Raw genomic sequence first — 19,481 nt, 5'->3', positions numbered from 1 at the left:
CTTACCGCTGCCAAGGACGTCAACGTCGGCAGCGTCAACGGGAAGGTCAACCTCGCGGCGGCCAAGGAAATCATCCTCGAATGCGGCGGCGCGTTTGTGCATATCAAGGACAGCAGCATCACGCTTGGCGGTCCGGGTGATCTGTTCCTTAAAACTATTACCGTACAGAAGAAAGGCAAAGAGTCAAAACATACACTTTTGCCGGCACTTCCTGGTGCCCAAAACGCGTTCGACGACCGCTTCAGGTTGCTCGACGCACTTACTCGCGCACCGCTTCAAAATGCCGAATACGCAATCGTTCGCGCTGATAGATCGGTGGAACATGGCATCACGGATGACGGCGGCCACACACATCTGCTTAGTCAGACTGCGAAATCAGAGAACATAAAAATATACGTGTAATTCAACGTCACTCAATGTTCGAATTTTATTCGATCACATCATCCCTATAACTTAAATCACAGATCTCTATGAGCGAAGAAACATTTTCCATTGATTTCGGAAGCAATACAGACAATTGCATAACCAGTCCACTTGGGCGTAATTTAAATCTTGTATGCAAGAAAAATACTACGCCATATACTGACGAAAGTGTAAAGGAAATTCTCATCCCAGAAAAATATGTTAAATTAAAAATAACAACAAATATTTCCGGATATACACTCCAGAAAGTGTATGGCCATCCTAACGTTGGCACGCGCTGGGGAAAATCCACGGAGCCGCAACCTGCAGTCGTAGTCCCGACGTATCACGCGAAGTTGATTTTATTCGATTCATCCAAAGGCGAGGATGGTTCTGTTAAATATGACATAAACGTCACGCGGGACGCGTGGTATTTTCTTGGCGTCGATACTAATCACGCGACCCAATGTAGAAACATAGCATTTGAACCAGCCGACGCAACCAAGAACAAATATTTGACAGACCAGATTCATTTTCCAACGGCAGCGGACCCCATAATTCATGGATATTTTCCCATGGAGGACGAGTCCCAGCGTCAGCAGGAGAAGCGTTACCTTCACGCTGAAAAAGTAAGTATTGACAATCCATTCGGGGCTCCAATATCTTCTCGAACAGACGAATCGCTTGCCACGAATGTAATGTTTCACATTGGAGGCTTCTACATAGCTCGAGCGTCGGCTCTACACGCAAAATGGCTCGGTGGCTCGGAGGGATGCTTTGCGTTTATTCCAAAAAAGAGTATCCGCGAGACACCCGAGGAAGCGGCGAACATAACAATGGAAAAAGCCTTCTTTTCCAATAAAACGTGGGTAAATCTCACGACGATGATTGAGAAATATCGAGATAATGACGCGAAGAAGCGGTTTGCAATTGAAATAGAAAAGCGGAACCCGTATCCTCGCGACTCAATCAAGAAGATATTGATAATTTCCGGCGCCCTTGACAATCTTATATTACCGATGGAAGGTATAGAGTCACGCGTGAATTGAATGGCAAAAAGGATTTTATGAATGACAAAAAATACCAATAACCGTCAGTCGATAACAAGTATTGTTACTATTTTCATAGGCGCATTCATCGGCGCCGCACTTTACCTGTTTTATCCTGTTTTAGAATGCATACACAATTTTGGCGGATACGCAGAAGATTGTGATGATGGACTTTCTCTTTTTCTAGTTCCATTTACAATTTTTTTTGTCGCCTGGAGTGCAACCTTTATAATTGTAATCTCTGTTGCATTATCAAAACAAAAAAAATAGAGGCAATTTTTGGACGCTGTTCGATCCCGAATCCATGAAGTGCCACTCCATCAGATGCGAGCTTTGAATACGACGTGTCGGGCCAGTTCAGCCTCAACACTGAAACGGAAAGCAGCATAGAGGCGGGGGCGCGCTCCGCCTCTATGCTGTCTCACTGCCATTGCCAGCGGCCCAGCTTCCGCCAACAGAATTCCGGATACGGCGCTGCGAAGCGCCATTCTTCGTCCGATACATCCGTTGTGCAGGGGCGGCGTTTGCTCATCCCGCCAGGCTACCAGGTCTGCCCTTCAGTCCCTAACACGCTCCACGGTCGATACGACCGACACCGCTCAACGTACAAAGGCCGCCGCGCAGCTTGCCTGAGCCTGTCCCGGCACCGGCGACCGAAACGAGAACAAGCCGCCCGCGTGCGGCTGCTTCTCGCGCTCGGCGGACGTGAGCCCCTTCCACGCGGTCGAGGCGTAAACAGTTCGCAGATCGTCCCCGCCGAACGCGAGCTTCGTGATGTTCGCGCAAGGAAACGCAACCTGATCGACCAGTTCGCCTTCGGGAGAATAGCGGTCGATACGCCAGCCGCCGAACAGCGCGACCCACACGTAGCCCTCGGCGTCCACCGCCATGCCGTCCGGGTGGCCGTCGCCTGAAATCGCGGTGAAGATGCGCTTGCGTGACAGCGTGCCGTCAATGGCCACATCGAACGCATACACCACGCGGCGCATCGTGTCGTTGTGGTAGAGCGTGCGGCCGTCCGGACTCATGGCCGGGCCGTTGGTGATCACGTAGCCGCTGTCCTGCGCGCTCAACGCCCCGCCTTCGTCCACGCGATACAGCGTGCCAGTCGGTGCTTCCTCGGCATCGTCCATCGAGCCGAACCACAGACGTCCGCGCGCGTCGGCGAAACCGTCGTTCAGACGATTGCCCGGCAAATGCGGCTCGACGTCCATCAGCTTGTCGAACTCCCCGCCCACCGCATCGAAACGATACAGGCCGTCGGGCATGCCACACACGAAAACCCGGTCCCCGAGCGGCGCGATAAAGCCAACCTGGTCGGGCGCGTACCACGTCGTGCGTTCCCCGGTCGTGACCACGAGGCGATGGATCTGCCGCCCCTTGATATCGACGAAATAGATCGCGTTCTCCGCGGCCTGCCACAGCGGCCCTTCCGCAAGCTCTGCGCCGATCGGCCATACGCACACAGGAACCGGCATCGTCATTCTCCGTACCATCCCGCGTCGACGAAGTAGTCGCGACCGGAGCAGCGCGAGGCGTCATCGGAAGCGAGAAACAGCGCCATGCGGGCGACATGCTCGGGCTCGATGCGCAGTTGCAGGCACTGGCCCGCTACCACCTTCGCCTCGCTTTCCGGCGTTTGCCACATGTTCATCTGCCGCGGCGTTTTCACGGCGCCCGGGATGATGCAGTTCACCCGAATACCCGCGCCGCCCAGATCGCGCGCAAGACCGCGCGTGAGGCCTTCAATGCCGGCCTTCGCGGTCAGGTAAATCGGCAGGTTCGGCAATGCGATGTGCCACGACACCGAACCGAAGTTCAGGATCACGCCGCGCCCGGCTTCGCGCATGCCCCTCGCGGCGGCCTGCGCGCAGAAGAACTGATGGCGCAGGTTCACGGCGATACGCTCGTCCCAGTAGTTCGCAGTGAGTTCACCGATATCATGGCGGTCGTCGTTGCCCGCGTTGTTCACGAGCACGTCGATCGGGCCCGCGACTTCGACAATTGATGCAAACACGTTTTCGATCGCGTCGACGCTGCGCAGATCGCAACGCTTGAAGAGCGGCGGATGCTTCGCATGAAGAAGTGTTTCTTGAAGCGCGAGCGAATCGTGTTCGGCCACGTCGAGGAAGAACACGCGGGCGCCCTGCTGCGCAAACGCCTCGACGATCGCAGCACCAATACCGCTGCCGCCGCCGGTGATAACGACGGTTTTGTCCGCCAGGCTCGGATAGATTGCGTACGACATCTGATATTCCAGTTTTGACTTGTAAGACCCAAAACAGGGCGGCTAGCCATGAATCGCTCACCGCCCTGACCTGCCGCTTGTCTTCCCCTTACGATACGACCTCGACGGCGCTCAGCATGCGCCAGTCACGGGGGAGCGTCCGAACCGCGTTGCCCGCGACGGTGACCGCGCCGCGCAGATGGATGTCCCGGCTCGAACTGCCCACCATCAAATCGAAATCGCCCGGCTCGACGATGCGCTCGCCCCGAGCGTCGGTGAAGTTGAGCATGTCGACTGGCAGCGTCACGCGCACACGCGTCGACGCGCCCGCAGCGAGCGGCACGCGAGCGAACGCCTTCAATTCGCGCACCGGTCGCGCCACCGACGCGTGCTGATCGCGCACGTAGATCTGCACGATCTCCGTGCCGTCGCGCTCGCCGATGTTTTCAACCGTGAAGCTTAGTTCGACAGTACCGTCTGCAAGCGGGACTTCGCGTTGCGCCAACGCGAGATCGCCGTAGCGGAACTGCGTATAGCCAAGGCCGAAACCAAACGGATAGCGGCTTCCGAAGTGGTAGGCGACCGGCGTGCCCGCGCTCTTGAGGCGATGGTTGTACACATACGGCACGGCGCCTGCGCTCTTCGGCACCGAGAGCGGCATGCGGCCGCTGAAATTGGCGCGGCCCACCAGCAGATCGGCAAGCGCCTCAGCGCCGCGCTCGCCTGGCGCGAACGCCATGATCTGCGCCGCAATGCGATCTTCGAGACCCCCGAGGTTGTACGGGCGGCCGCCCGTCATCACGACGACGGTTGGCGTGCCGCTCTCGACCACCGCCGTGAGCAATTGCAGTTGCACGCCCGGGAGTTCGAGGCTGTCCGTGTCGGACCCTTCGCCCACCGTACCGGACTGGAACAAGCCCGCCAGATCGCCGACGAACACGATTGCCACACCCGCCTGGCGCGCGGCTTCGACTGCGTCCGCAATGCCTTCGGTATCCTGACTGATCAATTCGTCGCGGTTGGCGCTGTCGCTCAGGTCGAGCGACACGTCGCCCGGGAACACCGGCGCGCCCGCACGGCGTTCCTTGATGATGTCGCAACCCGTGGCATGCAGCACGCGCGCTTCGCCGAGCAGCGCGCGCAGTGCGCCCAGCGGCGTGGCGATCGAAGCAACCGATTGCTCGCCCGAGTTGATGAGGTGCACCGGGAAGCTGTAGCCGGCGAGCAGCGCGAGGGGGTCGTCGGCAGTCGGGCCGATTACCGCGATCTTCTCCGCGCCATTGGTATTCAAAGGCAGCACGCGGCCTTCGTTACGCAGCAGAACCGCCGATTCGAGCGCGACCTGGTACGCCGTATCGCCCGCCGCGATGCCCTTCACATCCACGCGCTCGGGGTCTACATACGGCTTCTCGAACAGGCCAAGCTGGAATTTCGTGCGCAACACGCGCGAAACCGCGGTGTCGATCGTCGCTTCAGTGATCTCGCCGCGATCGAGCGCTTCCTTCAGATGCACGGCGCACTCGTGCCCCGGCAGCTCGACGTCGAGTCCCGAATTGAACGCGAGCGCCGCCGCCGACGCGCTGTCGTGCGCGACCGCATGATGGCTGTAGAGCAGGTCTACGGCAGCATAATCCGCGACGACGAGGCCCTCGAAACCCCATTTCTCGCGCAGCGTGTCGTGCAGCAGTGTGCGGTCGCCATGGCAAGGCACGCCGTCGATATCGTGGTACGCAGGCATGATCGAGCCCGCATGCGCGAGCTTAACCGCCATTTCGAACGGCAGCAGGAACACGTCGTTCAACTCACGCGGGCCGACGTGCACGGGCGCATGATTGCGGGCGCCTTCGCTTGCAGAGTGACCCACGAAGTGCTTGAGCGTGGCGAGCACATCGCGCCGCTCGCCTTGCAGGCCGTTCACATAGTGACACGCAAGCACGCCAACCAGATACGGATCTTCACCGAGCGTTTCTTCCGTGCGGCCCCAGCGCGGGTCGCGCGACACGTCGAGCACGGGCGCCAGACCCTGATGGCAGCCAATCGAGCGCGCCTGCTCGCCGATGATGCGCCCGACCTCCCCCACCAGGCTCGGGTTCCACGTCGCCGCGTAGTTCAGCGGCGAGGGAAACAGCGTGGCGTCCTTGATCATCAGGCCCACGAGGCATTCCTCGTGCGACATGACGGGAATGCCGAGGCGCGTGTCTTCGACCATCTTGCGCTGCAACTCGTTGAGCGCGCGCACGCCCTCTTTGGGGTCGACCGTGTGCGTACCGAGCGGGCGCGTGATCTGGCCAAGACCATGCTCCAGAATCTGGTCCACGGTGAGGCTGTTGGCGCTTTGCGCGAAATCGATGCTCCGCGCCTTGTGCTCGCCGTCGGCCGACAGCTTCAGCCACGCGGCGTGAAGCTGGGCGATTTTTTCGTCGAGCGTCATGCGCGCGAGCAGATCGGCCACACGTTGCTCGGTCGGCGCGTCCGCGCGGCGATAAACCGGAACCTCGGTGATGTGTTCAAGCGACATCGATTCACTCCCTGGTATTGCACGAGACGGTGTTTTTTCTCACCGTCTGCTTAGTTGTGCTTTTGAAATTGGCGTTGCGCACGCGCGCGGCGAAAGCCGCGCTCGGCCTAGATGAGACGTCGCAGCGCCATGTCATGATCGTCAAAAACGTGGCAAGCCTCGGGTGGCAGCGCCAGGTTGACCCCTTCGTCGTGCGTCAACGCGCTGTCACCGGGCACCTTGGCGATCAAGGTCGCCGCGGCCGGGCCCGTTTGCGTCGCGTGGATATAGCTGTGCTCGCCCATGTGCTCGACCAGCTTCACGCGGCTCGCCAGCGTCTGTTCGTTGCGCGGATCGACGGCCACGCGCAGATGTTCCGGACGCACACCGAGTGTCACTTTCATGCCGGCGCGCGCACGCGAGCCGTCCACACGCGCGCGCACACGTTCGCCGCTTTCGAGGTCGATGACCACGCCGCCATCGTCACCGCCCACCAGCGTGCCGGCGAAGAAGTTCATCTTCGGCGAGCCGATGAAGCCCGCGACAAAGCGGCTCTTCGGATGGTGATACAGATCGAGGGGCGCCCCCACCTGTGCAACGCTGCCGTGCCGCTCCATGTGCGCACCGGCCTGCATGAGCACGATGCGATCAGCCAGCGCCATCGCTTCGACCTGGTCGTGCGTCACATACACGGCGCTCGCTTCGCTGAACTCGCGATGCAGACGCGCGATTTCGGTACGCGTCTGCACGCGCAGCGCGGCGTCGAGATTCGACAGCGGTTCGTCGAACAGAAACACCCCCGGCTCGCGCACAATGGCGCGCCCGATCGCCACGCGCTGGCGCTGGCCGCCGGAGAGCGCTGCCGGGCGGCGTTCGAGATAGGAATCGAGTTGCAGTGCTGCAGCGGCGCTGCGCACCTTCTTGTCGATCACGGCCTTGTCGATTTTCGCCTGACGCAGACCGAACGCCATGTTCTCGTACACGCTCATATGCGGATAGAGCGCGTAATTCTGGAACACCATCGCGACCTTGCGCTTCGCGGGTTCGACCTCGTTCATCCGTTGGCCGTCGATACGCAACTCGCCGTCGGTAATCGATTCGAGACCGGCGATCATGCGCAGCAGCGTGGACTTGCCGCAGCCCGACGGCCCGAGGAACACGCAGAACTCGTTCTTGCCGACTTCGAGGTTGGCGTCGCGAATCACCGCGTTGCCGCTCGCGTAGGCCTTCTGTACGTTATTGAGGGAAATGCTTGCCATATCGTTTTGTGCGAAGTTCGGTGTGCGAAGCGGCTCAGCCCTTGAGCGAGCCGGCCATCATCCCCTTGATCACGCGCTCCTGACCGAATGCGTAGGCAACGATCAGCGGCAACGACGTGAGCACGAGAACAGACAGCATCGAGGGTATGTTCGACGCGTATTGCCCCATGAAGTCCCAGATCGCGAGCGGCAGCGTGCGGTGCTCGGCCGTCGATGTGAGCATGTACGCGAAGATGAACTCGTTCCAGAGACCAATGCCGTTGAAGATCGCCACGGTGGCGAGCCCCGGCCCCGAAAGCGGGAAGAAAATACGCCAGAAAATGCGGAACGGACTGCAGCCGTCGAGCTGCGCGGCTTCTTCGAGCTCGCGCGGAATCTGGCGCATAAACTCGGTCAGGATGAAGATCGACACCGGCAGGCTGAGCGCCACATAAGGGCCGAGAAGCGCGAACGGCGTGTCGTAAAGACCGAGATTGCGCGTGAGCAGATAGATCGGCACGAGCGTCGCATGCAGCGGCACGATCATGCCGGCGACCACGAGACCGAACAGCATCTTGTTCAGCGTGAAGCGCATGCGCGCAAACACATAGGCGGCCATCGCGCTGATGATGACGATCAGCGCCACGGAAACGCCCACAGTGAACACGCTGTTGCGGAAATACGTGAAGAACGGACCCTGCAACACCGCCGCGTAATTGCCCCAGAACAGGTGACTCGGCGGCGCCCAAACGTTCGTCGCGAAGGTCTCTTCCTGGCTCTTGAAGCTCGACACGACCATGAAGATGAACGGGATCGTCGTGACGGCCAGCCAGATCAGCGCGAGGAGTGGAATCCCCACGCGCGGGAAGCGAAATTTCTTCTTCATGGTTTAGACCTCGGTTGCGTAACGACGGGTGAGATACATCGACACCGCCGCCACAGCGATAACGATCAGGAACATCGCCGAGCCGATGGTGCTGCCGTAACCGAGCTGGAACGAACTGAACACCGTGCGATACATGTAAGTGGCCATCACCTCGGACGAGCCTTCGGGGCCGCCGCCGGTCATGACGAAGACGAGATCGAAGTAGCGCAGCGAGCCGAGCACGGACAGCAGCACAGCCGTGCGCACCGTGCCTTGCAGATGCGGAAGCTTGATGCGCCAGAAAATGGTCCACTCGGAAGCGCCGTCGAGCAGTGCGGCTTCGTTGACCTCGGCCGGCATCGACGAGAGGCCGGCAAGGAACAGAATCATATAGAACGGCGCGTTCTGCCAGATGATCACGGCGATGGTCGCGCCAAGCGAGAAATGCGGGTCGCCCAGCCAGTCTTTCGCGAGACCATCCAGCCCGAATGCCTGCAGCGCGACGTTCAGGGGTCCGAAGTTCGGATCGTAGATCTGCTTGAACAGCACGCCGATCGCCACGCTCGACATGAGCAGCGGCAGAAAATAGAGCACCTTGAGCACGCGCGAGCCACGGCCGGCCTTTTCCAGCAGCACGGCGAGCGCGAGCGCGATAGGAAGCTGGATCACGATCGAGGCAACCGCGAGAATCACGTTGTTCTTGAGCGATTGCCAGAACACCGTGTCGTGGGCGAGCCGCGCCCAGTTCGCGAGCCCCGTATAGCGGGCAGTATTGCCGAGGCCATTCCAGTCGAGCAGCGACAGCCGCAGGCTGGAAACGAGCGGATAAAGAAGGAACACGGCCAGCAGCAGCAGCGACGGCGCAAGAAACACGACCGTGACGAGCGTTTGCGATGAAAGCCTCAGCCGGCGTTCAGGTGTAGCGGAAAGTGCGATATTCACGAGCTTTTCTGCCGGCCGGCGCCTCGCGGCGCCAGCCGGACTTTTCTTGAGTGCTGGAGATCAGCCGCCCTTCTTCGAAGCGGCTTCCATTTGCTGCGCAGCCGCCTCAGGCGTGACCGACAGACCGAACAGCGCCTGCGTCGTGTCCTTGTGCAGTTCGCCCAGCGCCGGCGGCAGTGCCTGGTCGTACCACAGCTGCACGCTCGGCGCCGCGGCAAGCAGTTGCTGCAGACGCTGCGTGAACGGATCGTCGATCTTGACGTTATTGACCGGCGGGAGCTTGTGATCATCCGACGCGCGTGCCTGCATCGCCTGGTCGTCGGTCAGCGACTGGATCAGCTTGAAAGCGGCGTCCGGCGTCTTGCACTCGGTCGAGATGCTCAGGAAGCCATCGCCCACCGTGCCGATCAGGTCGCGCGGGTCGCCCTTGCCACCCGGCACGCTCGGGAACGGGAAGAAGTCGAGATCCTTCGAGAACGTCGGATTTTCGTTCGCGATCGTCGAAGCTTCCCAGGCGCCCATCAGTTCCATCGCAGCCTTGCCCGTGTACAGCAGACGGCGCGAAGCACCCGAGTCATAGTCGAGACCGTTGATGCCCGGCGCGAACGCGCCAGCCTTCACGAGTTCCTGAATGCGCTTGCCGGCTTCGATGAACGCCGGATCTTCGAAGCCCTTGCCCTTGCCTTCGATCGCGTCACTCACGACTTGCGGCCCACCGATACGGTCGACGAGGTACATGTAGTACATCGAGCCCGTCCACTTGTTCTTGTTCGCGAGCGAGAACGCTGCCACGCCGTGCGACTTCAGCACATCGACGACGTGCATCAGTTCATCCCACGTCTTCGGCGGCGTGATGCCGTACTTCTTGAACACTTCCTTGTTGTAGAAGATCACCGCGGCCGCTGCGTTTTCGGCGGCCACACCGTAGGTCTTGCCACCAAACGTCGTGACATTCCACGACGACTGCATGAAACGGCTGCGATACGCCGGGTCCTTGCTCAGGTACGGCGTGAGGTCGACGATCTGGCCTGATTTCACATACTCCTGCAGGCCGCCGCCGCCCCAGTTCTCGAACACGCACGGCGGCTGGTTCGCACCGAAAGCGACCTTCAGCTTCGTCTTGTAGGCCTCGTTCAACACGTGCGAATTCTCGACCTTGTAGCCCGGGTCCGCCTTTTCGAAGCGTTCCGAGGCGTCGTGAATGATCTTGCTCGACGACGCATTGGTCTGCTGATCCCATACCGTGATTGTTTTGGTATCCGCCGCAACGGCGCTCGAAACGACTGCAGACATCGAAAACAGCAGTGCCGTGGCGCCGACGATTGCCCGCGCCTTGGAGAAACCTGGGTACGCCATGTTTGTGTCCCCTCTTATGGAATTTTGAGAGCTACCTGAGTTACCTGCGGATTTAACGTTAGCCTTAACGTTAATGGATGTTAAGCTAAGATATGAACTACAGCTATGCGGGATTTTCCTGGTGAGCCCCTGTCAGAGCTTGCGCCCCGCGCAAGGTTGGCGCGCTCGGGAGCGGTTGAATGACTGCGCATCTGATAGAATAGCCAGCACATAAACGGTATCGCTAACGTGACTAGTGTCTAACCCGCGGAGTAACCGGCGAGTCACGAGCGAGTCTTCGCAGACATGACCTCTCGTAAGCCCACACCACGCATGGCAAGGCAAACTCCCACGCTTGAGCACGTAGCGAAGCTGGCCGGCGTGTCGCAGATGACCGCGTCGCGCGCGCTCAATGGACGCCCGGGCGTGTCGCGCGAAACGCGCGACGAAGTGCTGAGAATCGCTTCGGATATCGGCTATGTCGTGAATCGCACTGCGCAGAAACTCTCGGGCGGGCGCAACGGCATCATCGGCATCATCACGCCCACACTCGACACGCAGTTCTCGAGCGAACTGGTGCTCGGCGCGGGCCGCGCGGCACGCGGCGCGGGTATGGAAATGCTCGTGTACACCGTGTTCGACGAAGACCGCCATGCGCATCACGACCTGCTCGGGTTGATTCAACAGTTTTCGGACGGCATTCTCGCCATCCTGCCGCGCGAATCGCTCTGCCTCGAAGCGCTCGCCACGGCCCAGGTGCCGGTGGTGGTGGTCGATCAGCGCGGCACGCTCACGGGGTTTCCTTCGGTATCCGTCGATAACTACGGCGGCGCCTGTCTCGCGGTCGAACATCTCGCGGAACTCGGTCACAAGCGCATTGCATTCCTCGCCGGCGACGAAACCATCGAGGGTGTGCGCGATCGTCAACGCGGCTATCGCGACACGCTCGCCAAACTCGGCTTGCCGCGCGAAGACGCGCTGGTTGCCGCGGGCGATCTCTCGCAAATGATGGCGTTCGACGTCACGTTCGATCTGCTCAACCTCTCCGATCCGCCCACCGCGATCTTCACGGCCAACGACCAGAGCGCGTTCGGCGTGATCGCCGCGGTGAGGGAAGCGGGCCTGCGTGTGCCTGACGACATTTCCGTGATCGGTTTCGACGACATTCCGATGTCCGAGCAATTTCATCCCGCCCTCACTACGATTCGCCAGCCGTTCCAGCAAATGGCACGCTCGGCGGTCAATACGCTGCTCGCGCAGATCGCCGGCATCGACGCCGCTTCGCAGCGCATCACGCTGCCCGCGGAACTGGTGGTGCGCGACTCGACCGGTCCGGCCAAGACGCGGCACCGCCGTTCGCGTCACCAGATCGTTTCGACGTAAGTCGAAGCGCGCACCTTCGCATCGGAGGTCACGAGCGCGCCGCCATGCGTGCGGGCGGTCGCGACGATCAACCTCTGATGCGAAGTGAGCGCGGGCGGCAGCGTCGCCGCGCGAAAGGCAATTTCGGAATCGACCGGAATCAGGCGCACGCCATCCAGTTTTAGAAAGGTGGAAAGCCAGCTCCGCGCGTCCATGGAAAGCCCGAGGCTGCCGGCCTTCACGAACTCCGCGATTTCCAGCGCGCTGATTGCCGAGATGAGAATCTCGCCGCCGTCCAGTTCACGGTCGATCGCATCGTGCGCAGCCTGGCTCAACGCTTTCTGCCTGCCGAGCCAGCACACAAGCGCAAGCGTGTCGAGCGTGATCATTACTCTTCCTGCTCGGCGGCGACCGGTGCAAGCGCGTGCTTGAGGTTGAAATGCGTGATCGACGCGCGCAGCAGTTCGAGCGGATTCTCCGTCTTGCTGCGATACGGCCGGATTTCAATGGTGGGTTGCCCCCGGTCCGTCACGATGACGGTTTCGCCCAGTGTTTCGACCTGGCGGAACAGTTCGCAGGCCCGGGACTTGAAAATGGCTTTGGATACTCGCTTTTCCATGACGCTCTCCACCCATCAAAATTCAAATAGATTTTTATTGCATCGGGTCGTTGCGCGCGCAATCGAATGCCCGCGCTTCGTGCCCCAATGGCTCTTTATCGGCCAAGCCCTTCGGTTTACTGCCTGAAATACGCCCTGGCGCCGGTACACCCCGCACCAACGAACTGCGGGTTTTTACCGGTAACATATTTCGCTCGAATGCCCCCTGGCAGCCCTTACGCTTTCATATAATCGATACGTCTGGTGAATGCCCGTCAGGCAGCCCGAGTTGTGTTCGAGCGAACCGCGAGGCAAGACAACAGGGTGTGTTGCTTGCCGGCGGCCCAGTGCGAATGCGGTGTACGCCTCGCTTCGCCGTACGGACGCTGCCGCCGGGAAGCGGAGCGTCGGGGGAGATAATTGCCCTTGCTGCAGACCGTCGATTAAGCAGAAACATAATAACGTTACCCTTAACGTTAATTCATGTTAAATGCCCCGTTCTGGCGCCGCCATGCGTGGTTTACCTGGGCTCGGCGAAATGCGGCAGCGTGCGTGTAAACCCCGCCAGAAGCCGGCTCAGCAAGGCAAGAGCGCCTGGCGAGTTCGCCACAGGGTACTGCAAGAAAGTACCGTTCCGGCTAACGTTAAATGTGCGGTAACAAAAGTCGTAACGCACATTCGCGACACTCGTAATCGTCCCTGCCCCGACATCGTCACGCTTGCTGGTCCGGATAATCCGGGGGCAGCGGCTTCGATGAAGGCTCCGCATCGAAATGGACGATGAACGCATACAGCGGTTCGCGCCGTTTCTCCGGGCGGCTACGCGGCGGCTCGCGTTCCTGGTCCGTCACGTCGGGCGCGACAGCCGGCGTCGCCGTACGTCCGGACAACGCCTTCGCAGCGGATTCGAAATCGCCCTTCGACCCTTTGTTCGCCATTGCACTCATCTCCATCGCAAGCGCGCACCTCAAACGACGGCTTGAACGTTTTCTCCCACTTCGGGGCGCTCGAACGCCACCGCCTCGCCCTTCGTGTCGAAAAGCGTGACCGCGGACGACGCCACCTTGATGCCCACGCGTGCGCCCGGTTCGTACTGCGCGTCCTTCTTGTCGAGCTTGAGCGCAATGGCGTGCGCCATGCCATCCGGACGCGCGTGCAGGATCGACACGTCGCCGAGATGTTCGACCAGTTCGACACGGGCGGCGATGCCCTCGTCCGGCAAGCCGATGCTCAGGTGTTCGGCGCGCACGCCCAGGGTCAATTCGCCATTGAGCGCACGGTCCGGACGACCCGATAGCGCGATGCGGTGGCTTGCACCCGCGAGCGACAGGACGGTTTGCACGCCGTTTTGCGACACAACGGTGGCGCTGAGCATGTTCATTTGCGGCGAGCCGATAAAGCCGCCGACAAAGCGGTTCGCAGGCCGGTCGTACAGATCGAGCGGCGCGCCCGTCTGTTCGATGTTGCCCTTGTTGAACACCACGATCTGCTCGCCGAGCGTCATCGCCTCGACCTGATCGTGCGTGACGTAAATCATCGTCGTGCCGAGCTCACGGTGCAGCTTCGCCAGCTCGATGCGCATTTGCACGCGCAGTGCCGCATCGAGATTCGACAGCGGTTCGTCGAACAGAAACACGCGTGGCTTGCGCACGATCGCGCGCCCAATCGCGACGCGCTGCCGCTGGCCGCCCGAGAGCGCCTTGGGCCTGCGATCGAGCAGGTGCGTGATCTGCAGGATTTCGGCGGCACGCCCCACCACCTCGCGTACTTCGCGCTTCGGTTTGCCCGAGAGCTTGAGCGAAAAGCCCATGTTCTGCTCAACCGTCATATGCGGATAGAGCGCATAGCTCTGGAACACCATCGACACGCCGCGATCCACAGGCTGAAGATCGTTCACGCGTACGCCGTCGATCAGAATGTCGCCGCCGCTCACTTCCTCGAGTCCGGCGATCATGCGCAGCATGGTCGACTTTCCGCAACCCGACGGGCCGACGAATACCGTGAACTGTCCGTCCGGAATATGCAGATCGATGCCCTGAATGATCTGCGGACCTTCGCCGTACGTCTTCACGACGTTGCGCAATACGAGTTCGCCCATTGTTACGTCCTCCTTAGTGCTCTTGCTTGTCGTCCCGCGCGAGGTCGACGTCACTTCCTTCTTCGCGCGGGTTGCGGTGCTGTCTGTGTGCCCGCGTTAGCGGGCTGCCTCGGCGGCGGCATGCTCCGCGATGACCTCGCTATACCAGTGCGCGCTGTCCTTCAGCGTGCGCTTCTGGGTCTCGTAGTCGACATACACCATGCCGAAGCGCTTGTCGTAACCGGATGCCCATTCGAAGTTGTCCAGCATGCTCCATGCGAAATAGCCGGCCACGTCCACACCTTGTTGCGCCGCTTCGGACAGTGCGGCCAGGTGCAGATCGAGGAAGTTGATTCGATCGGTGTCCTGCACGCGACCGTTTTCCAGCGCGTCTTTCGCCGCGCAGCCGTTCTCGGTGATGTAGATCGGCGGCAGCTTGTACTCGCCGTTGAGATTCGTGAGCAGTTCAGTCAGGCCTTCCGGATAGACTTCCCAGTCCATGTCCGTGAAGCCGTGCACGCCCGGCGGACGCTTGTCGCCCGAGGCGCTAGCGAAAATTCGCGTGTAATAGTTAATGCCGAGGAAGTCGAGCGGCGTGCCGATGATGTCGAAGTCGCCGTCGCGAATCACCTCCTGCGGGCCGTTCGCGCCATACCATTGCAATGCTTCGGCCGGATATTCGCCCTTGAAGATCGGGTCCATGTACCAGCGCACGAACTTCGCGTATTCGAGCGATGCAGCCGCAACATCTTCCGGCGCCTCGGTCGCGCCGTGTGCCGGCGACTGGTTGAGCACGATGCCAAGCGGCGCCTTCACGCCATCGGCGCGCATGGCCTGAACCGCGAGACCGTGCGAAAGCAGCAGATGATGCGCCACGTGAGCCGCTTTCTTCAGGTCGGCATTGCCCGGTGCGAAGTAACCCGTTGCATTGCCGAGCCATGCGGTACACCAGGGTTCGTTGTGCGTGGCGATCGAAGCCACCCGGTCGCCCAGCACGCGGCCGATCTTGCCTGCGTAATCAGCGAAACGATACGCCGTGTCGCGGCTTTCCCAGCCGCTTTGCTCCGTCTGCAACGCTTGCGGCAAGTCCCAGTGATACAGCGTGGCGAACGGTTGAATGCCGCGCTTGAGCAAACCGTCGACCAGACGCTCGTAGAACGCGAGGCCCTTTTCGTTGTAAGCGCCGCGACCATCCGGTTGCACACGCGGCCATGCAATCGAAAAACGGTAAGCATTGACGCCCATTTGCGCCATCAGATCGAGATCTTCCTCAAAGCGATGGTAGTGATCGCAGGCTACGTCGCCGCTCTCGCCTTTCACGACCTTGCCGGGCACGCGGCAGAACGTGTCCCAGATCGACTCGCCACGGCCGTCCTCGCGCGCTGCACCCTCGATCTGATACGAGCTGGTGGCCACGCCCCAGACGAAGTCTTCCTTGAATCGAAACGTCGACATAACTATAGGTATCCTTATTAGTCGTCCGCTTTTTAGCGAACGGGCTGAAAATGAATGGAGAGAAACTCAGGCCTTGACCGCGCCGGTCGTCAAACCGTCGATCAACCGCCGCGAGGTGAAAGCGAACAGCACCAGCAACGGCACCACCGCGACCGCGGAACCCGCCATCACCGCGCCCCAGTCCGAATTGGTCGGGCTCTGTAAAATGCGCAGCGCAAGGGGCAGCGTGTACATCGAAGGCGAACGCAATACGACGAGCGCCGAGAGAAAGTTATTCCAGGCCTGAATGAAGCTGATGAGCCCAAGCGTGCCCAGTGCCGGTCCGAGCAGCGGCAGCACGATGCTCCAGTAAATGCGGAACTCGCCGCAGCCGTCGATGCGCGCCGCCTCGATCAGGTCGGACGGAATGGCCGACGAGATGTACTGGCGCATGAGGAACACGCCGAGCGCGGCGGCGGCTCCTGGCACATACAGCGCGCGCGGCTGATTGATCCAGCCGAGCAGGTTCATCGTCATGAAGGTCGGAATCATGCTGAGGAACGGCGGCACCAGCATGGCTGTGAGCGCAACGGCAAAGAGCGTCTTCTTGAAGCGGAACTCATACATCGCGAACGCGTAACCGGCCATCGACGTGACGAGTAACGTCAGCACGGTCTGAATCGTGGCCGTGTAGAAGCTCCAGCCCAGATTACGCCAGAACGGAATGTGCCGCATGAGCGACGCCATGTTGTCGAGAAACGCGTTGCCGAACCAGAGCGGCGGCGGCATCGAGAAAATCTCGGAACTCGTGTGCGTGGCGAAGACGAACATGAACCAGAACGGCGAGAACATCAGCACCGCCCCCGTCAGCACGACGGCATAACCCGTATAGCGTGCCTTGTTTTTGGACAGTTTCATCGCTGTGCCTCCTCTTTCATGCCGCTGCGGTGGAAAATGCGCGTGTTGAGCCACATCAGCGCGGAAATCGTGATGAAGAGCAGCCACGCGATCGAACTGGCCGTGCCGAAGTCGCCGTCGTGGAATGCCGTGCGATACATGTAGACCGCCGTGGTCAAGCCGGACTGGCTCGTACCCATGCCATCGTTCGGGAGCAGGATGAAAGGCTCTTCGAACAGTTGCAGCCCACCGATGATCGAAAGCGTGACGGCGAAGAAGATCATCGGCTTAAGAAGCGGAATCGTGATGCGCGTGAACTGTTGCCAGCCATTTGCGCCGTCAATGCGCGCCGCTTCGTAAATGTCCTTTGGAATGGTCTGCAGTGCAGACAGATAAAGCACCGTATTCCAGCCTACGTAGCGCCAGAAGACGACAACGGAGACCGCCGGTTTCACATTGGCCGGGTTGTACAGCCACTCGATCGGTTTCGAAGGCACGATCCAGTGCAGCCCCGGAATCTTGCCGATTTCGGTAATGGCGAGGTTGATCATGCCGAAGTCGGTCGAATACAGCGACGAGAAAATCAGCGCGATGGCCACACTCGACGTGATGAAGGGCAGAAAATACAGTCCCACCACGAAATTGCGCCAACGGCGGAACGCGGTTTGCAGAAAGAACGCCAGCGGTAGCGCAATGAGATGCTGCGGCACACCGGACATGACCGCCATCGAGGCCGTGTTATAGAGCGACTTCCAGAACCACGGGTCAGTCAGCGTGAACGTGAAGTTCGACAGGCCCACCCACTTCATGCTCGCCAGTCCCGCCGTCGCGTCCCAGCTCTGGAACGAGAGATACAGCGAAAACAGCAGCGGAAAGGCCAGGAACACGGCGAACAGCACGAAAAACGGCGCGAGAAACAGGTACGGCGCGATCTTGACCGGATTGAGCCGCGGTTTTCCACGAGCGTGGGCGAGCGGCGCGAGCGTGTCGCGTACGAGCCCTTCCCGGGAAACCTGTTCAGTTGTGGGCAGAGGAGAGTTCATCGATAGTTCCGTCCATTCGGGCGTGGCCGGCCTGGGTGACCGGCCACGCTGTTGCAGCAGACTTCAGAGCGCGGCCAAGTGCCGCGCCGTTTCATCAGAACCGCTTAACGGCGGACGCGATGCGTGATTTCAGCCTGTGCTTCCTGCAGCGCCTGATTGATGTCCTCGTTGCTGTCGACCACCTTGTCGAGCGCCGAGTGGACCGCCTCTTCGGCAACCTGGTCGTACTTGCTGCGCTGGATCGCCGGGATGTGCGCGGCTGCATCACGCCAGATCAGGCGAGCTTTCTCGTTGCCGAGGAACGCCACGGGCTGCGCAAAGAAGTCGTCGTGCTGTGCGGAAAGCAGTGCCGGGAACGCGTCGATCGAGCGGAACGAAGCGAGCTGCTCGTCCGGGCGCGTCGTCAGGAACTTGATGAATTCCCACGACAGTTGCTTTTGCGTGGCCTTCACCGGAATCGACCAGAACGTGCCGCCAAACGATGCATAAGCGCCGCCAGGCAGATTCGTCGCGCGCCAGAGACCCTTCGTGTCCGGTGCGATCCACGACGAAAGGTGGCCGCCAAGCCACGCGCCCATCATTTGCGTCGCGACCGTACCGCGCTTGAAGCTTTCGGCCCACTCGTTCGACCACGGCGTGATCTTCGCGTCGAGGCCGAGATCGCGCGCCTTCTTCGCAAGCTCGAACGCCTTCACGAAGCGCGGCGACGTCACGATCGGATTGCCGGCCTTGTCGAAGTACACGCCGTCGCCTTCCTTCAGGTCGGCACGAATATAGATGTCTTCGATATCGCGCGACGATGCCATCAGGTACGCGCCCGTTGCCTTCTTGATCTTCTGGCCAGCCGCGAGATACGAGTCCCACGACTTCGTCAGGTCGGCTTCGCTCACGCCTGCCTTGTCGAGAATGTCCTTGCGGTAGAACAGCGTGCCCGGGCCGATATCGCCCGGCATGCCGACAATCTGGCCGTCCTGCGTGGTGGCCTGCGCGAACGTGTAGTTGATGAACTGGCTCTTGTACTGACCCGCGCTATAAGGCGGCTTGGCCAGGTCTTCGAGACCGCCGCCCGCTGCGAAGCGGCCAATGAAGCCGACTTCCACGGCCATCACGTCGGGCAGGTCCGAACTGGTTGCAAGCGCGGTGGTCATGGCGTTGTGGTGATCGCCGATCGCGAGCGACGTCACCTTGATGTCGACGTCCGGATGCAGCTTCTTCCACGCCGGAATCGCGTCCTTGATTTCCTGGTCCAGCTTCGGAAACACCGCGACGGTCAGCGTGGTATTGGCATGCGCAGCGACTGTAGCCAGGCTGAGCAAAGCGGCGGCGGCAGTGCCTGAAAAGCGGAAATTCATTACATGTCTCCTGACGAAACGTTTGTGAGTGACGTTCAAATGCTCCCCTGCTGCTACGAACTGCTTCCCCTGTTGTTTTGATTCGCACTACTTGACGAATTGCTTACCGCGTTCCATTGTTTGAAAGCGCTTTCACCGCAAAACTAAAAAAACGGCCCGATAA

The 19,481-nt window shown here is 60.4% G+C and carries 19 protein-coding genes; 4 read left to right on the top strand and 15 right to left on the bottom strand.

What is annotated here, in order from left to right; genetic code table 11:
• From JMY28_RS38880 to JMY28_RS07100, 3 genes are all read left to right on the top strand, one after another.
• On the top strand, nucleotides 1-402 hold a 402-nt coding region (locus JMY28_RS38880; RefSeq protein WP_236596738.1), incomplete at its 5' end, for a DUF2345 domain-containing protein.
• A gap of 68 nt (nucleotides 403-470) precedes the next feature.
• Complete coding sequence (locus JMY28_RS07105) at nucleotides 471-1,451, top strand: hypothetical protein (RefSeq protein ID WP_201695161.1); 981 nt, start codon at nucleotides 471-473, stop codon at nucleotides 1,449-1,451.
• A gap of 21 nt (nucleotides 1,452-1,472) precedes the next feature.
• Nucleotides 1,473-1,721, top strand: coding sequence for a hypothetical protein (locus JMY28_RS07100; RefSeq protein ID WP_201695160.1), 249 nt, complete (start codon nucleotides 1,473-1,475; stop codon nucleotides 1,719-1,721).
• A gap of 329 nt (nucleotides 1,722-2,050) precedes the next feature.
• On the opposite strand, the gene JMY28_RS07095 is transcribed toward JMY28_RS07100, so the two are convergent.
• The 7 genes from JMY28_RS07095 to JMY28_RS07065 form a co-directional block, all read right to left on the bottom strand.
• On the bottom strand, nucleotides 2,051-2,935 hold the full coding sequence (locus JMY28_RS07095; protein ID WP_201695159.1) for an SMP-30/gluconolactonase/LRE family protein: 885 nt from the start codon (nucleotides 2,933-2,935) through the stop codon (nucleotides 2,051-2,053).
• The gene (locus JMY28_RS07090) at nucleotides 2,932-3,699 is read right to left on the bottom strand and encodes an SDR family NAD(P)-dependent oxidoreductase (RefSeq protein WP_201695158.1); all 768 of its coding nucleotides are present in this window, start codon (nucleotides 3,697-3,699) and stop codon (nucleotides 2,932-2,934) included. The genes JMY28_RS07095 and JMY28_RS07090 overlap by 4 nt, the downstream gene beginning before the upstream one ends.
• Nucleotides 3,700-3,787: 88 nt before the next feature.
• Nucleotides 3,788-6,196: a glycoside hydrolase family 3 N-terminal domain-containing protein gene (locus JMY28_RS07085; RefSeq protein ID WP_201695157.1), complete on the bottom strand. Its 2,409-nt coding sequence runs from the start codon at nucleotides 6,194-6,196 to the stop codon at nucleotides 3,788-3,790.
• A gap of 107 nt (nucleotides 6,197-6,303) precedes the next feature.
• The gene (locus JMY28_RS07080) at nucleotides 6,304-7,434 is read right to left on the bottom strand and encodes an ABC transporter ATP-binding protein (protein ID WP_201695156.1); all 1,131 of its coding nucleotides are present in this window, start codon (nucleotides 7,432-7,434) and stop codon (nucleotides 6,304-6,306) included.
• A 34-nt stretch (nucleotides 7,435-7,468) separates the two neighbouring features.
• Nucleotides 7,469-8,299: a carbohydrate ABC transporter permease gene (locus JMY28_RS07075; protein WP_201695155.1), complete on the bottom strand. Its 831-nt coding sequence runs from the start codon at nucleotides 8,297-8,299 to the stop codon at nucleotides 7,469-7,471.
• A 3-nt stretch (nucleotides 8,300-8,302) separates the two neighbouring features.
• On the bottom strand, nucleotides 8,303-9,220 hold the full coding sequence (locus tag JMY28_RS07070) for a carbohydrate ABC transporter permease (RefSeq protein WP_236596737.1): 918 nt from the start codon (nucleotides 9,218-9,220) through the stop codon (nucleotides 8,303-8,305).
• A gap of 60 nt (nucleotides 9,221-9,280) precedes the next feature.
• Nucleotides 9,281-10,576: an extracellular solute-binding protein gene (locus tag JMY28_RS07065; protein WP_201695154.1), complete on the bottom strand. Its 1,296-nt coding sequence runs from the start codon at nucleotides 10,574-10,576 to the stop codon at nucleotides 9,281-9,283.
• Between the two features lie 285 nt (nucleotides 10,577-10,861).
• On the opposite strand from JMY28_RS07065, the gene JMY28_RS07060 reads away from it, so the two are divergent.
• Entirely contained in the window at nucleotides 10,862-11,938 is a 1,077-nt protein-coding gene (locus JMY28_RS07060; RefSeq protein ID WP_236596736.1) for a LacI family DNA-binding transcriptional regulator, read from the top strand.
• Here the strand turns inward: JMY28_RS07060 and JMY28_RS07055 are convergent.
• The 8 genes from JMY28_RS07055 to JMY28_RS07020 all read right to left on the bottom strand — a co-directional run bounded on the left by JMY28_RS07055 (nucleotide 11,917) and on the right by JMY28_RS07020 (nucleotide 19,318).
• Nucleotides 11,917-12,306 carry a type II toxin-antitoxin system VapC family toxin gene (locus JMY28_RS07055; RefSeq protein ID WP_201695153.1) on the bottom strand — a complete coding sequence of 130 codons (390 nt, stop codon included), beginning with the start codon at nucleotides 12,304-12,306 and terminating at the stop codon, nucleotides 11,917-11,919. The genes JMY28_RS07060 and JMY28_RS07055 overlap by 22 nt on opposite strands.
• A complete protein-coding gene (locus JMY28_RS07050; RefSeq protein ID WP_201695152.1) occupies nucleotides 12,306-12,536 on the bottom strand; it encodes a type II toxin-antitoxin system Phd/YefM family antitoxin in 231 nt (76 codons plus the stop codon). Before JMY28_RS07050 ends, JMY28_RS07055 begins: the two co-directional genes overlap by 1 nt.
• Before the next feature lie 692 nt (nucleotides 12,537-13,228).
• Nucleotides 13,229-13,453, bottom strand: a complete 225-nt coding sequence (locus JMY28_RS07045; RefSeq protein ID WP_201695151.1) for a hypothetical protein — start codon at nucleotides 13,451-13,453, stop codon at nucleotides 13,229-13,231.
• Between the two features lie 29 nt (nucleotides 13,454-13,482).
• Complete coding sequence (locus tag JMY28_RS07040; protein ID WP_201695150.1) at nucleotides 13,483-14,613, bottom strand: ABC transporter ATP-binding protein; 1,131 nt, start codon at nucleotides 14,611-14,613, stop codon at nucleotides 13,483-13,485.
• Nucleotides 14,614-14,709: 96 nt separating this feature from the next.
• Entirely contained in the window at nucleotides 14,710-16,047 is a 1,338-nt protein-coding gene (locus JMY28_RS07035; RefSeq protein WP_201695149.1) for a GH1 family beta-glucosidase, read from the bottom strand.
• Between the two features lie 66 nt (nucleotides 16,048-16,113).
• On the bottom strand, nucleotides 16,114-16,944 hold the full coding sequence (locus JMY28_RS07030) for a carbohydrate ABC transporter permease (protein ID WP_201695148.1): 831 nt from the start codon (nucleotides 16,942-16,944) through the stop codon (nucleotides 16,114-16,116).
• Complete coding sequence (locus JMY28_RS07025) at nucleotides 16,941-17,966, bottom strand: carbohydrate ABC transporter permease (protein ID WP_201695147.1); 1,026 nt, start codon at nucleotides 17,964-17,966, stop codon at nucleotides 16,941-16,943. The genes JMY28_RS07030 and JMY28_RS07025 overlap by 4 nt, the downstream gene beginning before the upstream one ends.
• Nucleotides 17,967-18,070: 104 nt before the next feature.
• On the bottom strand, nucleotides 18,071-19,318 hold the full coding sequence (locus tag JMY28_RS07020) for an ABC transporter substrate-binding protein (protein WP_201695146.1): 1,248 nt from the start codon (nucleotides 19,316-19,318) through the stop codon (nucleotides 18,071-18,073).
• Nucleotides 19,319-19,481 lie beyond the last annotated feature (163 nt).

Origin of the sequence: Paraburkholderia hiiakae, from assembly GCF_904848665.1 — a bacterium.
Classification (GTDB): domain Bacteria; phylum Pseudomonadota; class Gammaproteobacteria; order Burkholderiales; family Burkholderiaceae; genus Paraburkholderia; species Paraburkholderia hiiakae.
This window is presented reverse-complemented; position numbering and strand designations above follow the sequence as displayed.

Excerpts from the sequence above, each read along its gene's own strand:
- JMY28_RS07095 (WP_201695159.1), bottom strand. The coding sequence starts at position 2,935 with ATGACGATGCCGGTTCCTGTGTGCGTATGGCCGATCGGCGCAGAGCTT.
- JMY28_RS07055 (WP_201695153.1), bottom strand. The coding sequence starts at position 12,306 with ATGATCACGCTCGACACGCTTGCGCTTGTGTGCTGGCTCGGCAGGCAG.
- JMY28_RS07085 (WP_201695157.1), bottom strand. The coding sequence starts at position 6,196 with ATGTCGCTTGAACACATCACCGAGGTTCCGGTTTATCGCCGCGCGGAC.
- JMY28_RS07030 (WP_201695148.1), bottom strand. The coding sequence starts at position 16,944 with ATGAAACTGTCCAAAAACAAGGCACGCTATACGGGTTATGCCGTCGTG.
- JMY28_RS07040 (WP_201695150.1), bottom strand. The coding sequence starts at position 14,613 with ATGGGCGAACTCGTATTGCGCAACGTCGTGAAGACGTACGGCGAAGGT.
- JMY28_RS07045 (WP_201695151.1), bottom strand. The coding sequence starts at position 13,453 with ATGGCGAACAAAGGGTCGAAGGGCGATTTCGAATCCGCTGCGAAGGCG.
- JMY28_RS07100 (WP_201695160.1), top strand. The coding sequence starts at position 1,473 with ATGACAAAAAATACCAATAACCGTCAGTCGATAACAAGTATTGTTACT.
- JMY28_RS07105 (WP_201695161.1), top strand. The coding sequence starts at position 471 with ATGAGCGAAGAAACATTTTCCATTGATTTCGGAAGCAATACAGACAAT.
- JMY28_RS07050 (WP_201695152.1), bottom strand. The coding sequence starts at position 12,536 with ATGGAAAAGCGAGTATCCAAAGCCATTTTCAAGTCCCGGGCCTGCGAA.
- JMY28_RS07035 (WP_201695149.1), bottom strand. The coding sequence starts at position 16,047 with ATGTCGACGTTTCGATTCAAGGAAGACTTCGTCTGGGGCGTGGCCACC.
- JMY28_RS07090 (WP_201695158.1), bottom strand. The coding sequence starts at position 3,699 with ATGTCGTACGCAATCTATCCGAGCCTGGCGGACAAAACCGTCGTTATC.
- JMY28_RS07060 (WP_236596736.1), top strand. The coding sequence starts at position 10,862 with ATGACCTCTCGTAAGCCCACACCACGCATGGCAAGGCAAACTCCCACG.
- JMY28_RS07020 (WP_201695146.1), bottom strand. The coding sequence starts at position 19,318 with ATGAATTTCCGCTTTTCAGGCACTGCCGCCGCCGCTTTGCTCAGCCTG.
- JMY28_RS07025 (WP_201695147.1), bottom strand. The coding sequence starts at position 17,966 with ATGAACTCTCCTCTGCCCACAACTGAACAGGTTTCCCGGGAAGGGCTC.
- JMY28_RS07080 (WP_201695156.1), bottom strand. The coding sequence starts at position 7,434 with ATGGCAAGCATTTCCCTCAATAACGTACAGAAGGCCTACGCGAGCGGC.
- JMY28_RS07065 (WP_201695154.1), bottom strand. The coding sequence starts at position 10,576 with ATGGCGTACCCAGGTTTCTCCAAGGCGCGGGCAATCGTCGGCGCCACG.
- JMY28_RS07075 (WP_201695155.1), bottom strand. The coding sequence starts at position 8,299 with ATGAAGAAGAAATTTCGCTTCCCGCGCGTGGGGATTCCACTCCTCGCG.